At 39.0% G+C, this 13724-nt stretch carries 12 protein-coding genes; 7 read left to right on the top strand and 5 right to left on the bottom strand.

Annotation, left to right across the window (positions count from 1 at the left end; translation table 11 throughout):
* Positions 1–5: 5 nt before the first annotated feature.
* The 5 genes from mnmE to rpmH all read right to left on the bottom strand — a co-directional run bounded on the left by mnmE (position 6) and on the right by rpmH (position 3777).
* Positions 6–1391, bottom strand: coding sequence for a tRNA uridine-5-carboxymethylaminomethyl(34) synthesis GTPase MnmE (mnmE, locus tag QF028_RS27995; RefSeq protein ID WP_088084882.1), 1386 nt, complete (start codon positions 1389–1391; stop codon positions 6–8).
* A 295-nt stretch (positions 1392–1686) separates the two neighbouring features.
* On the bottom strand, positions 1687–2313 hold the full coding sequence (gene jag, locus QF028_RS27990) for an RNA-binding cell elongation regulator Jag/EloR (RefSeq protein WP_429470640.1): 627 nt from the start codon (positions 2311–2313) through the stop codon (positions 1687–1689).
* Positions 2310–3086 carry a YidC family membrane integrase SpoIIIJ gene (spoIIIJ, locus tag QF028_RS27985; RefSeq protein ID WP_214997451.1) on the bottom strand — a complete coding sequence of 259 codons (777 nt, stop codon included), beginning with the start codon at positions 3084–3086 and terminating at the stop codon, positions 2310–2312. Before spoIIIJ ends, jag begins: the two co-directional genes overlap by 4 nt.
* 164 nt (positions 3087–3250) lie before the next feature.
* Positions 3251–3592: a ribonuclease P protein component gene (gene rnpA, locus QF028_RS27980; RefSeq protein ID WP_214997450.1), complete on the bottom strand. Its 342-nt coding sequence runs from the start codon at positions 3590–3592 to the stop codon at positions 3251–3253.
* 50 nt (positions 3593–3642) lie between these two features.
* On the bottom strand, positions 3643–3777 hold the full coding sequence (gene rpmH / locus QF028_RS27975; protein WP_035446353.1) for a 50S ribosomal protein L34: 135 nt from the start codon (positions 3775–3777) through the stop codon (positions 3643–3645).
* Between the two features lie 666 nt (positions 3778–4443).
* Here rpmH and dnaA point away from each other — a divergent pair.
* The 7 genes from dnaA to gyrA all read left to right on the top strand — a co-directional run bounded on the left by dnaA (position 4444) and on the right by gyrA (position 13453).
* Positions 4444–5790, top strand: coding sequence for a chromosomal replication initiator protein DnaA (dnaA, locus tag QF028_RS27970; protein ID WP_214997449.1), 1347 nt, complete (start codon positions 4444–4446; stop codon positions 5788–5790).
* Positions 5791–6000: 210 nt separating this feature from the next.
* Complete coding sequence (dnaN, locus tag QF028_RS27965; protein ID WP_214997448.1) at positions 6001–7137, top strand: DNA polymerase III subunit beta; 1137 nt, start codon at positions 6001–6003, stop codon at positions 7135–7137.
* Between the two features lie 124 nt (positions 7138–7261).
* A complete protein-coding gene (gene yaaA, locus QF028_RS27960) occupies positions 7262–7477 on the top strand; it encodes a S4 domain-containing protein YaaA (RefSeq protein ID WP_098934341.1) in 216 nt (71 codons plus the stop codon).
* A 46-nt stretch (positions 7478–7523) separates the two neighbouring features.
* Positions 7524–8642 carry a DNA replication/repair protein RecF gene (gene recF / locus QF028_RS27955; RefSeq protein ID WP_429470636.1) on the top strand — a complete coding sequence of 373 codons (1119 nt, stop codon included), beginning with the start codon at positions 7524–7526 and terminating at the stop codon, positions 8640–8642.
* 8 nt (positions 8643–8650) lie between these two features.
* A complete protein-coding gene (remB, locus tag QF028_RS27950; RefSeq protein WP_088084890.1) occupies positions 8651–8899 on the top strand; it encodes an extracellular matrix regulator RemB in 249 nt (82 codons plus the stop codon).
* A gap of 67 nt (positions 8900–8966) precedes the next feature.
* On the top strand, positions 8967–10892 hold the full coding sequence (gyrB, locus tag QF028_RS27945; protein ID WP_429470634.1) for a DNA topoisomerase (ATP-hydrolyzing) subunit B: 1926 nt from the start codon (positions 8967–8969) through the stop codon (positions 10890–10892).
* Between the two features lie 26 nt (positions 10893–10918).
* Complete coding sequence (gyrA, locus tag QF028_RS27940; RefSeq protein ID WP_429470632.1) at positions 10919–13453, top strand: DNA gyrase subunit A; 2535 nt, start codon at positions 10919–10921, stop codon at positions 13451–13453.
* Positions 13454–13724: the final 271 nt, after the last annotated feature.

Below are 13724 nucleotides of genomic sequence, written 5' to 3'. Positions count from 1 at the left end.
TCTTTCTATTTCCCTAAGCAAAACTGTGAAAAAAGTTGGTCGATCAGGCTTTCGTGGACACTCTCACCGATGATTTCGCCAAGTAATTCCCACGTTCTTGTTAAATCTATTTGAACAATATCAATAGGGGTACCCATTTCGACCCCATCAATTGCTTCCTCGATTGTCTTTAAACTTTGGTGCAATAGTGCAATATGACGACTGTTTGAAACATAGGTCATATCGCCAGCATCAATCGAGCCTGCAAAGAATAACGAAGCAATCGCTTCCTCTAACTCATCGACGCCACGGTCCTCAAGGAGTGAAGTAGTGACAATCTTATGCTCTTTTGCTAACTCATTCACTTTCTCCAGGTCAATTTGCTGCGGCAAATCCGTTTTATTGACGATAACGATAACATCCATCCCTTTGACCACTTCAAAAAGCTGCTCATCTTCCATGCTTAACTTGTCAGCGTAATTTAAAACAAGCAAAATCAAATCCGCGTCTTGTAAAACTTGACGGGAACGCTCCACTCCAATTCGTTCGACAATATCCTCAGTTTCCCTAATTCCCGCCGTGTCCAACAGTCGCAATGGGACACCGCGAACATTCACGTATTCTTCAATTACATCCCTTGTGGTTCCAGGAATATCTGTCACAATCGCCTTGTTTTCGTGAACTAGACTGTTTAATAACGAGGATTTTCCTACATTCGGACGGCCAACAATCGCAGTAGACAGACCTTCTCGTAAAATTTTCCCCTGTTCCGACGTTTGCAATAGCTTTTTGATCTCTTCCCGAACAAAATGGGCCTTCTCTGCTAACATCTTATGAGTCATTTCTTCGACATCGTCATATTCTGGATAATCTATATTCACTTCCACATGGGCAAGGATTTCTAAAATCTCCTGCCGTAGTCGTCGAATTAATTTCGACAGGCGCCCTTCCATTTGTCCCAAGGCAACGTTCATCGCGCGGTCCGTTTTTGCCCTGATTAAATCCATTACCGCTTCCGCTTGGGATAAATCGATCCGTCCATTTAAAAACGCCCTTTTTGTAAACTCTCCCGGTTCCGCGAGTCTCGCTCCATTCGTTAACACCTGCTGAAGAACTCTATTCACAGAAACAATCCCGCCATGGCAGTTTATTTCAACAACATCCTCTTTTGTAAAAGTTTTTGGACCTTTCATGACAGACACCATAACTTCTTCAACCACTTGCCCCGTATTAGGGTCTATCAAGTGTCCATAGTGGATCGTATGGGTTGCTGCTTCAGTCAGCCTTTTCCCACCGATACTCCTAAATAGCTTGTCTGCTATCGGGAATGCTTCATCCCCACTCAAACGCACAATCGCAATCGCCCCCTCGCCCATCGGAGTCGATATTGCCGCAATCGTATCAGATTCCATTTCCTTCACCTCACATTAAAAAATCGGTTCATCTATATAAAAAAGATTTTTTCTCCAAAACAATAGAATACCACATCATTTTCTGTGGAAAAAGTAAACCCTCTTCCAAATAATTAATCCACAGTTCACTTCTATCTCATTATTATTTTAACTTATCCACATGTGAATAACAATAAAACGAAAAATGTGAAAAAATTCAATGTTATCAACAGGCTTACTTTTTTTAAATTCGACAAAAAAAGACACCCTATTATTCAATAGGATGCCTTTGTGATTTTGTTTTTAAGTTAAATCCTTATCTTTTTGATGCTGGAGTAATCACAATAAAGCGATGTGGCTCCGATCCATCAGAGAGTGTTTTGACGCGTTTATTATCAGATAATGCAGCATGAATCACTTTTCGCTCATAGGAAGGCATCGGTTCTAAGGTTACATCTTTTCCTGACTTAATCACCTTTTGGGCGAGACGATGTGCTAATTGAATAAGCGTTTCATTTCTTCTTTTTCGGTAATCCTCCGCGTCCAAGATCACAGTTAAATACTGATTCGAAAAACGATTTAGCACTAATTGCGTCAAATATTGAAGCGAATTTAATGTTTGACCTCTTTTGCCAATTAATAACGCAATCTTTTCACCAGTCATAATAAAATGAACATGTTTACCGTCGCGTTTGATCTCTATTTCTGCGGGCGCTCCCATCTGTTCACTTACTTGAGTTAGAAATTTCTTTGCTTCTTCAATGGGATCAATGATGACGGTTACCTTCACAATAGCGGGACGGGAACCAAAAATACCGAAAATCCCTTTTTTCCCTTGATCAATAATGTCAATATCTGTGCGGTCTTTGCTGGTTTGTAATTGAGCTAAAGCTGATTTTACTGCTTCTTCGACAGTTTGTCCTGTAGCAGTTACCTGTTTCACTTTTTTGCTCCTCCCGCATTACCGGATGCTTTTGCCATTTTCAAATCCGGTCCTTTAATAAAATAGGTCTGCACAATCATAAAAATATTTCCTACTACCCAGTACAACGAAAGCGCGGCAGGGAAACTAAAAGCAAAAACAACAATCATGATTGGCATCATCCAAAGCATCATCGCCATTTGTGGATTCTGAGCTTGTCCAGCCATCATAATTTTTTGCTGAATAAACGTGGTTATACCCGCCACTATCGGCAAAATATAGTAAGGATCTTTATCACCAAGGTCAAACCATAAGAAATTATCGTTGGCAATTTCCCTTGTTCGTGAGATGGCATGGTAGAAACCAATTAAGATTGGCATTTGTACGATTAATGGAAAACAGCCAGCCATTGGATTTACACCATGTTTTGAAAAAAGTGCCATGGTTTCCTGTTGCAGCTTTTGCTGTGTTTTTTGATCTTTAGAACTATATTTCTTTTTAAGTTCGGCCATTTCTGGCTGCAATGCCTGCATCGCTTTTGAACTTCTTGTCTGTTTGATCATTAGCGGCAAAATCGCAAGGCGGATCAGGATGGTTACGACAATAATCGATAACCCAAAACTGCCTCCGAGAATATGCGCCCCTTCTTTGATCAACCAGGATAAAGGATAGACAATGTACTCATTCCAAAAGCCTGAACTCTCCGATGTGATTGGCTTCTTAATTTCACTGCATCCTGTCAGGAACATAAATACAGAAAGTAAACCAATACCTAGTAATATTCGCTTTTTCAACCAAATTTTCCTCCTTACAATAAAGATAATGAACAATCTAGAATCAAATCTATGTACAATTTATTTTGGATGATTTCAAAGGTATTTTATCATTTCGGCAAAGGAATTGTCTTCAATATGATGCAAATATTCAACGAATTCCTTTGCAAATTATATCCTTAAAGTCACTTTTTCAAAACCTTTCCAACCTTAAGTACATGGGTCAAACTTTTTTTCACCTCAAAAAAATCCATTTCAGCTGCAGGTTTCCTGGCAATAATCACATAATCATTCCCTGGTGTTAGCTGTTCGTTCAGTTCAAAAATGGATTGTCTTACATACCTTTTAATTCTGTTCCTTGTCACCGCATTTCCAATCTTCTTACTAACTGACAGGCCAATGCGAAAATAGTCTTGTCCCTCTTTTTTTAATGAATAGATGACAAACTGCCTATTTGCAAATGAGTGGCCCTTTTGAAATGCCGCTTGAAATTCTTTATTTTTTTTAATACGCAGCTCTTTTTTCATAAAAACACCTTCAGTCGGATTAGAAAAAAGACCACTGACTTTGCAGTGGTCTATGCTGATAATACTTTTCTTCCCTTTAGACGACGACGGGCTAGAACCTTACGGCCATTAGCTGAGCTCATACGACTACGGAAGCCATGAACTTTACTGTGTTTACGGCTATTTGGTTGATATGTTCTTTTCATTATATGACACCTCCCTGAGGAATAGCTATCAAGTTTAAATGACAGTCTTACTTATTATAAAGACCTCACCATAAAATTGTCAACTACTCTTCACTATTGTTTCCATTTCCAAATTTTATTGAACATGAATTTGCTAATTTCCAGAAATTCTATATCTATAAGAAATGATCTGAACCATAAAAGCGGAATTGTTAATTTTAACTCCAAAAATTCATCCAGCCCTTTCCCCAGGAAGGTACGAATATCCTGTGGATAAATTTTCGACATTTTTTTCACATTCTACACAAGATATTGACAGGTTTTGCACAAAACATCTACTTGTGGACAATTACTGTGCACATATTGTTACAGTTGTGGATAAACTGCGAAAAGGCATTGCATATCAAGCAATTATTTGATATTATATTTGTGTTTTCACTCTGAATAACTTTATCCACAATAATACGTTATCCACAAATTGTGGATATCATGTGGATAGTTTATCCGAGGGTACTGCAGAAAGTTGTCCACAAGAGGTGGATATTGTCGAAACTCCATTTTACTTCCTTATTATTTATTATCCACATTCACTATTTCGTATATTTATAAATTAATAGGTTGTACTGACGGTATAATTAAGAAAAGCGCGTTATTTTATAAAAAAAAACAACAAAGGAGGGATATTATTTGGAGAATATTGCGGATCTTTGGCATGCTGTATTAGGCAATATAGAAAAAAAAATAAGCAAACCAAGCTTTGATACCTGGCTTAAGTCCACCAAGGCCCATTCCCTTCAAGGCGATTTGCTAATCATCACTGCTCCCAATGAGTTTGCTCGTGATTGGCTGGAAGAACGTTATTCGCAGCTAATCTCTGGGATCCTCTATGAAATTACCGGAGAAGAGCTTTCTGTTAAGTTTATCATTCCGCAAAATCAAAACGAGGGAGAAAGTGATGTCCTGCTGCCACCAAAAAAGGTAAAAAAGGACGATGACCATGGGGAATTTCCTCAGGGTATTTTAAATCAGAAATACACTTTTGATACGTTTGTTATTGGCTCAGGCAACCGTTTTGCCCACGCTGCATCACTGGCAGTTGCCGAAGCACCAGCCAAAGCATACAATCCCCTCTTTATTTATGGAGGAGTTGGATTAGGAAAAACGCACTTAATGCATGCGATTGGCCATTATGTCTTAGATCATAACCCTGCAGCAAAAGTGGTTTATTTATCATCAGAAAAATTTACAAATGAATTTATTAACTCGATTCGTGATAATAAAGCAGAGAGTTTCCGCAATAAATATCGAAATGTCGATATTTTACTTATAGATGATATTCAATTTTTAGCTGGAAAAGAATCAACACAAGAAGAATTTTTTCATACCTTCAATGCTCTCCATGAGGAAAGCAAACAGATTATTATCTCCAGCGACCGGCCGCCTAGAGAAATTCCAACGTTAGAGGACCGGCTCAGGTCACGGTTTGAATGGGGATTGATTACAGATATTACACCGCCCGATTTGGAAACAAGAATTGCTATTCTTCGCAAAAAGGCTAGAGCTGAAGGATTAGATATACCTAACGAGGTAATGCTTTATATCGCCAATCAAATTGATACAAACATCCGGGAGCTAGAAGGAGCACTGATCCGAGTGGTCGCCTATTCTTCCTTAATCAATAAAGATATTAATGCTAATTTAGCAGCAGAGGCATTAAAAGATATTATTCCAAGTTCAAAGCCTAAAGTAATAACCATTCTGGATATTCAGAAGACTGTCGGGGAACTCTTTAGTATAAAACTCGAGGACTTTAAGGCAAAAAAGCGGACAAAGTCGCTTGCCTTTCCTAGACAAATTGCGATGTACCTATCACGGGAATTAACCGATTATTCTTTGCCAAAAATAGGAGAAGAATTTGGGGGCCGCGATCATACGACTGTCATACATGCTCATGAGAAAATTTCCAAACTTCTTCAGACCGATGCCCAGCTGCAAAGGCAAATGAAAGAACTGCATGAACTATTAAAAGTTTAGGCAGTTATTGGTGTTTTTTTCTTTCAAATATGTGAATAACTTCTTTGCATTTACACACAGTCTGTCCACATGTGGATAGGCTGTGTTTCCGTTGAAATAATTCAGTTATCCACATATCAACAGGCCCTACTAGTACTTCTACTCTTTTTTTAAAAAAATATATTATGTTATTGCTATAAAAAATATGCTTAAAACGGAGGATTACATGCGATGAAATTTATCATCCAAAGAGATCGGTTAGTTCAGAGTGTTCAAGACGTTATGAAGGCTGTCACTACAAGAACAACAATCCCTATCTTAACCGGAATTAAAATCACAGCTACATCAGAGGGTGTTACCCTAACAGGAAGTGATTCCGATATTTCCATTGAATCTTTTATTCCAAAAGAGGATGCCGGTGATGAAATTATTGAATTGAGACAAGCAGGAGCCATCGTTCTCCAAGCAAAAGTATTTAGTGAAATTGTCAAAAAGCTCCCGACTGATTCGGTTGAAATTGAAGTCTTAGGCTCTCTTCAAACGGTCATTCGTTCTGGAAAATCTGAATTTAACTTGATTGGCCTGGATGCTGAAGAGTATCCTCACCTTCCACAGATCGAAGAAAATAATAAATTTCATATTGCAACAGATCTTTTAAAAGCGATGATTCGCCAAACTCATTTTGCAGTGTCCACCTCAGAAACACGCCCCATCTTGACAGGTGTAAACTGGAAGGTTGAAAACGGGGAACTAAACTGTATTGCAACAGATAGCCACCGTCTCGCGCTTCGAAAGGCGAAGATCGAAATAGCGAACAATGAAAATTATAATGTGGTCATTCCAGGGAAAAGCTTGAATGAGTTGAGTAAAATTATTGATGACAGCCATGACTTAATTGATATTGTTATTACCGAGAATCAAATATTATTTAAAGCGAAGCACTTATTATTTTTCTCAAGATTGTTAGAAGGAAATTATCCGGATACCTCTCGTTTAATTCCCAATGAAAGTAAAACGGATGTGACGGTAAATACAAAGGAATTTTTACATGCGATTGATCGGGCCTCCTTATTAGCAAGAGAAGGAAGAAACAATGTTGTCAAATTTTCGATAATTGAAGGCGGAATTATTGAAATTTCTTCAAACACTCCTGAGGTTGGGAAGGTAGTAGAGGAAATTCAAAGCGAAGCCATCGAGGGTGAAGAATTAAAGATTTCTTTTAGTGCTAAATATATGATGGATGCATTAAAGGCACTTGAAGGAACAGATGTAAAGGTAAGCTTTACTGGAGCCATGCGCCCGTTCGTCATTCGCCCGCTTCATGATGAAACGATTTTGCAATTAATATTACCCGTTCGAACATACTAAATTTAAAGAGCCTAAATCCATATGCCACCACACATTGGTGGCTTTCTTTTAGTTTCCTTTGTATCTCTGTGAAATATTTAGTAAAATAAAGTATTGAGACCATTTTAGAAACGAGGGTGACGATTTGCCTGAAAAAATTAAGATCGATACTGAATTTATTACGCTGGGTCAATTTCTTAAATTGGCTGAAGTAATACAATCAGGCGGCATGGCAAAATGGTTTTTAAGTGAACATGATATATTGATTAATGGCGAACAAGATCAAAGAAGAGGAAGAAAGCTGCGCACCGGTGACAAAATCCAAATTGCTGGTTTTGGGGAGTTTGTAATTACCGAGTAATTATCAAAATAATTACCGAGTAGCAAGGCTAAAGGATGTCGTTTGCATGTATATCGAAAAATTAGCGCTAACAAATTATCGAAACTACGAAGAATTGTTCGTAGAATTTGAAAATAAAGTAAATGTCATCCTGGGTGAAAACGCCCAAGGTAAAACAAACGTCATGGAATCTATTTATGTCTTGGCCATGGCGAAGTCGCACCGGACCTCCAATGATAAAGAACTTATTCGCTGGGACCAAGAGTATGCTAAAATAGAGGGTAGGGTTCAAAAACAACACAGCTCATTGCCGCTGCAATTAATTATTTCTAAAAAGGGCAAAAAAGCAAAATGCAATCATATTGAGCAGCAAAAATTAAGTCAATATGTAGGCAATATGAATGTGGTTATGTTTGCTCCTGAGGACCTTAACTTAGTAAAAGGCAGCCCGCAGGTCCGAAGGCGATTTATTGATATGGAAATTGGACAGGTATCGCCCATTTATTTACATGATATGAGTCAATATCAAAAAATTCTCCAGCAGCGTAATCATTTTTTGAAAATGTTACAGATCAGAAAACAGACCGATCAGACCATGCTTGAGATATTAACGGAACAATTTATCCAGATGGCTGTGAAAATTGTGGCGAAAAGGTTTGAATTCCTGCGCTTACTTCAGAATTGGGCAAAACCGATTCATCAAGGGATTTCAAGAGGCTTGGAAACGCTCGAAATTACCTATAAACCGTCAGTAGAGGTATTAGAAGATCAAAATTTGTCGAAGATGATAGCATGCTTTGAAGAAAAATTCAGCAAGGTTAGAACAAGGGAAATTGAGCGAGGTACTACGCTTTTCGGTCCCCATCGTGATGATCTGCTTTTTTATGTGAACGGTAGAGACGTTCAAACATTTGGATCACAAGGTCAGCAGCGTACCACAGCACTTTCAGTAAAGCTTGCTGAAATTGAATTGATTTCTGCTGAAATTGGTGAATATCCCATTTTACTGCTAGATGATGTTTTATCGGAATTAGATGACTATCGGCAGTCTCACTTGCTTAATACCATCCAAGGAAGGGTTCAAACCTTCGTGACTACCACAAGTGTCGAGGGAATTGACCATCAAACATTAAGGGAAGCTTCCACATTTATTGTTGAAGCTGGTGTCATAAAGAAAATTCATTGAGGTGAACCATGTATATCCATATCGGGGAAGATATTAATATTAGGGCAAGAGATATTATTTCTATCTTGGATAAAGAGAGTGCAAACAACTCGCCGCTTGTAGAGGAGTTCATCAGTCAACGTAAAGAAAAGGTAATCAATCTATCGAAAAACCCCTTTAAATCAGTCATTATTACATATGACAATGTATACTTATCCCCGATTTCTTCAGGAACTTTAAAGAAACGATCAACTCAAATGAATATACATGAATTTTGATATTTATTATTTATTTTTTAATTAACGATATAGATATACTTTTGTCAGAAGGTGCAGGTGAACAAGCATGACTTTGGAACAAAAAGCAGTCGAAGAAGCATATGGTGCGGATCAGATACAGGTTCTTGAAGGACTTGAAGCTGTTCGAAAAAGACCCGGTATGTATATTGGTTCAACAAGTGGTAAAGGTCTTCATCATCTTGTTTGGGAAATTGTTGATAACAGTATTGACGAGGCGCTGGCTGGTTTCTGTGATGAAATCAATGTCATTATTGAAGAAGACAACAGCATCACGGTAAAGGATAATGGCCGTGGAATCCCAGTTGGAATTCAGGAAAAAATGGGTAGACCAGCGGTTGAAGTCATTATGACTGTGCTTCACGCCGGCGGTAAATTCGGCGGCGGAGGATATAAGGTATCCGGAGGGCTGCATGGTGTAGGTGCGTCAGTAGTTAATGCCCTCTCCACGGAACTTGAAGTATATGTACACAGAGATGGTCAAATTTACTCAATCAAATTTGAACGCGGCGCGGTAGTTCAAGAATTAGAGGTCATTGGAACGACTGATATCACGGGTACAGTTACGCACTTTAAACCAGATGGTGAGATTTTTACAGAAACATTAGTATATGAATATGACATTCTAGCCACTAGACTTCGTGAACTTGCTTTCCTTAACAGGGGAATAAAAATCACGATTGAAGATAAGCGTGTTGAAAATAAACGCAATGAATACTACTACGAAGGCGGAATTAAATCGTATGTTGAGCATTTAAACCGCACAAAAGAAGTGGTTCATGAAGAACCGATTTACATGGAAGGAGAGCGTGACGGCATTAGTGTTGAAGTCGCACTCCAATATAACGAGGGGTATACAGATAACATTTACTCTTTCGCAAATAATATCCACACCTATGAAGGTGGAACGCATGAATCCGGTTTTAAGACTGCGTTAACAAGGGTTATAAATGATTACGCACGGAAAAATGGCTTAATCAAAGAGAATGATACCAATCTTTCTGGGGAAGATGTTCGTGAAGGTATCACGGCGATCGTCTCGATTAAACATCCTGATCCCCAATTTGAAGGACAAACAAAGACTAAATTAGGGAATTCTGAAGTGAGAACGATCACTGATACCGTTTTTGCAAGTACCTTTGATAAGTTCATGTTGGAAAATCCATCAGTTGCTAAAAAAATTGTCGAAAAAGGCTTAATGGCAGCACGTGCAAGGCTTGCTGCAAAGAAAGCTAGGGAATTAACACGCCGAAAAAGTGCTTTAGAGGTTTCTAGTTTACCTGGGAAATTGGCTGACTGTTCTTCGAAGGATCCGGCTGAAAGTGAAATGTATATCGTAGAGGGTGATTCCGCTGGCGGATCGGCAAAGCAAGGTCGTGATCGCCATTTCCAAGCGATACTGCCACTTCGAGGGAAAATTCTTAATGTAGAAAAGGCCCGGCTCGATAGAATCCTTTCTAACAATGAAGTTAGGGCGATGATTACGGCGATTGGAACAGGCATTGGTGAAGATTTTGATATTGCTAAAGCCCGTTATCATAAAATTGTCATTATGACCGATGCTGATGTGGATGGTGCCCATATTCGGACGCTTCTCTTAACGTTCTTTTACCGTTTTATGAGAAAAATCTTAGAAGCCGGTTATATTTATATTGCCCAGCCACCGCTTTATAAGGTTCAACAAGGTAAACGAATTGAGTACGCCTATAATGATAAAGAACTTGAACGGATATTTGCCATGCTCCCAGCTACTCCAAAACCGAATATCCAACGGTATAAAGGTTTAGGTGAGATGAATCCTGAACAATTATGGGAAACAACAATGGATCCTGAAAATAGAAGTATGCTGCAGGTAAGTCTTGAAGATGCGATCGAAGCTGACGAAACCTTTGATATGTTAATGGGTGAAAAAGTAGAACCACGTCGTAATTTCATTGAGGCGAATGCTCAATACGTGAAGAATTTAGATATATAAAGAAAAGGTGAAAGGAGGAAATAAGTATGGCTGAAACCCCAAATTCTCATGTTACAGAGATTAATATTAGTAAAGAAATGAAAGCTTCCTTTCTTGACTATGCGATGAGCGTTATCGTTTCTCGTGCCCTTCCAGATGTTCGGGATGGGTTGAAACCAGTTCATCGCCGGATTCTATATGCTATGCATGATCTTGGTATGCATTCAGATAAACCATATAAAAAGTCAGCCCGTATCGTTGGGGATGTTATCGGTAAGTATCACCCGCATGGTGACTCTGCCGTTTATGAAACAATGGTTCGGATGGCACAGGACTTCAACTATCGGTATATGCTTGTAGATGGACATGGAAACTTCGGTTCTGTCGATGGTGACTCAGCGGCAGCAATGCGTTATACAGAATCAAGGATGTCTAAAATCTCGATGGAATTATTAAGAGATATAAACAAAGATACCATTGATTATCAAGACAACTATGATGGCGAAGAAAGAGAGCCTGTTGTATTACCGGCCAGGTTCCCTAACCTTTTAGTCAATGGGTCGACCGGGATTGCCGTTGGTATGGCGACCAATATCCCTCCGCACCAGCTTGGCGAAGTGATTGATGCTGTGTTAGCGCTTAGTCGTGACCCTGAAATTTCGACGCAGGAGCTTATGGAAATTATCCCAGGTCCAGATTTCCCAACAGGTGGAATCATCTTAGGCCGGAGCGGTATTCGTAAAGCGTATGAAACGGGCAGAGGATCCATAACAGTTCGTGCAAAAGTAGTAATCGAACAAAAGGCAAATGGTAAAGAAGTTATCATTGTTAATGAATTACCATACCAAGTGAACAAAGCGAGATTGGTTGAAAAAATCGCTGAATTAGCCCGCGATAAAAAAATTGAAGGCATTACCGACCTAAGAGATGAATCCGATCGTAAAGGAATGCGGATTGTTATTGAGGTTCGTAAAGATGCGAATGCCAACGTCCTTTTAAATAATTTATATAAACATACAGCACTTCAAACCAGCTTTGGAATTAACACCTTAGCCCTAGTTAATGGACATCCAAAGGTGTTGACTCTTAAGCAATGCCTAGTGCATTACTTAGATCATCAAGTAGTAGTCATTCGTAGAAGGACCGAGTTTGAATTACGTAAAGCGGAAGCACGTGCCCACATCTTAGATGGTTTAAGAATTGCTTTGGATCATCTTGATGAAGTTATTAGTTTAATCCGCAGCTCACAAACGACAGACATCGCTCGTGAAGGCTTAATGACTACCTTTAATCTTTCTGAAAAGCAAGCTCAGGCCATTCTGGATATGCGCCTGCAGCGTTTAACTGGTTTGGAAAGAGAAAAGATTGAAGAAGAATATCAAAACCTTGTGAAGCTAATCGCTGAATTAAAGGCAATTTTAGCGGATGAGGAAAAGGTTTTTGAAATTATCCGCGAAGAAATGACTGAAATCAAAGAGCGTTTTAATGATAAGCGCCGGACAGAAATCGTAACTGGGGGAATTGAAAATATTGAGGATGAAGATCTAATTCCTCGTGAGAATATCGTCATTTCTTTAACCCATAACGGTTATGTTAAACGTCTTCCTGTTTCCACCTATCGTGCCCAAAGACGAGGCGGACGGGGAATCCAAGGAATGGGTACAAACGAGGATGACTTTGTTGAACACTTGATCACTACTTCAACACATGATACGATCCTTTTCTTTACAAATAAAGGGAAGGTATATCGTTCTAAAGGCTACGAAATCCCTGAATACAGCCGAACAGCGAAAGGGATACCAATTATCAATCTCCTTGGTGTCGAAAAAGGAGAATGGGTCAATGCAATCATTCCCGTTGAGGAATTTGTAGATGATTGGTTCTTATTCTTTACGACCAAAGAAGGGATTTCAAAACGGTCTCCGTTAACATCGTTTGCACATATCCGCAACAACGGACTAATTGCTCTAAGTTTACGTGAAGGGGATGAACTAATCTCTGTCCGCTTAACTGATGGCACAAAGCATATGATTATCGGTACGAAGAAGGGTATGCTGATTCGTTTCCCGGAAACGGATGTTCGATCAATGGGACGAACAGCCACTGGCGTGAAAGGCATTACGCTCGATAGTGACGATGAAGTTGTCGGAATGGAAGTATTAGAGGAAACGAATGATGTGTTAATTGTAACGAAAAATGGTTATGGTAAACGTACCAAAGCGGAAGAATACCGGATCCAAGGCAGAGGCGGTAAAGGGATTAAAACCTGCCACGTTACAGAAAAAAATGGCGACCTTGTTTCGATGCGTGCGGTGACAGGTGAAGAGGACCTGATGCTTATTACCACAGGTGGTGTCCTCATCCGAATGGATGTAGGCAGTATTTCTAAAATGGGACGTAATACTCAAGGTGTAAAGCTCATTAGTATGAAGGAAAGCGAAGATGAATTTGTTGCCACTGTGGCAAAAGTAGAGAAAGAAGAAGAAGAAGAAGAAGAAATCCTTGAAAATGATCCCAATGAAGCTGAAGGAGTCTCTCTTGAAGAAAATCATGAGGTTGAAACAAATGAGGATGTAGAATAAAAAAGTAGAAGGGGCACACAATAAATGTGCTCCTTTTCTTATGTGCATGAATTATAAAATAGAGATGTAATAGTAAGAAAGAGTTATTATATTGTTCATAGTAAAAAAGATAGAAAAACTGTTGACTTTAATTTCATCAGATGGTATATTAATTAAGTCGCTTACGGGCGATAGAGAAATTGTCCTTTGAAAACTAAACAAACAAAATCGTGCAAACAAACAAAATTTTTAGTTTCAATTAAGAAACTAAGCCAACGTAACAAAATGAGCT

Origin of the sequence: Neobacillus sp. B4I6 (assembly GCF_050434045.1) — a bacterium.
Classification (GTDB): Bacteria; Bacillota; Bacilli; order Bacillales; family Cytobacillaceae; genus Neobacillus.
The sequence above is the reverse complement of the archived record's forward strand: the minus strand, read 5'-3'. Positions and strand labels throughout refer to the sequence as shown.

Bases quoted from the DNA above. Each gene is read 5' to 3' on its own strand.
- recF (WP_429470636.1), top strand. From the start codon at position 7,524: ATGTATATCGAAAAATTAGCGCTAACAAATTATCGAAACTACGAAGAA.
- dnaN (WP_214997448.1), top strand. From the start codon at position 6,001: ATGAAATTTATCATCCAAAGAGATCGGTTAGTTCAGAGTGTTCAAGAC.
- rnpA (WP_214997450.1), bottom strand. From the start codon at position 3,592: ATGAAAAAAGAGCTGCGTATTAAAAAAAATAAAGAATTTCAAGCGGCA.
- rpmH (WP_035446353.1), bottom strand. From the start codon at position 3,777: ATGAAAAGAACATATCAACCAAATAGCCGTAAACACAGTAAAGTTCAT.
- remB (WP_088084890.1), top strand. From the start codon at position 8,651: ATGTATATCCATATCGGGGAAGATATTAATATTAGGGCAAGAGATATT.
- mnmE (WP_088084882.1), bottom strand. From the start codon at position 1,391: ATGGAATCTGATACGATTGCGGCAATATCGACTCCGATGGGCGAGGGG.
- gyrB (WP_429470634.1), top strand. From the start codon at position 8,967: ATGACTTTGGAACAAAAAGCAGTCGAAGAAGCATATGGTGCGGATCAG.
- gyrA (WP_429470632.1), top strand. From the start codon at position 10,919: ATGGCTGAAACCCCAAATTCTCATGTTACAGAGATTAATATTAGTAAA.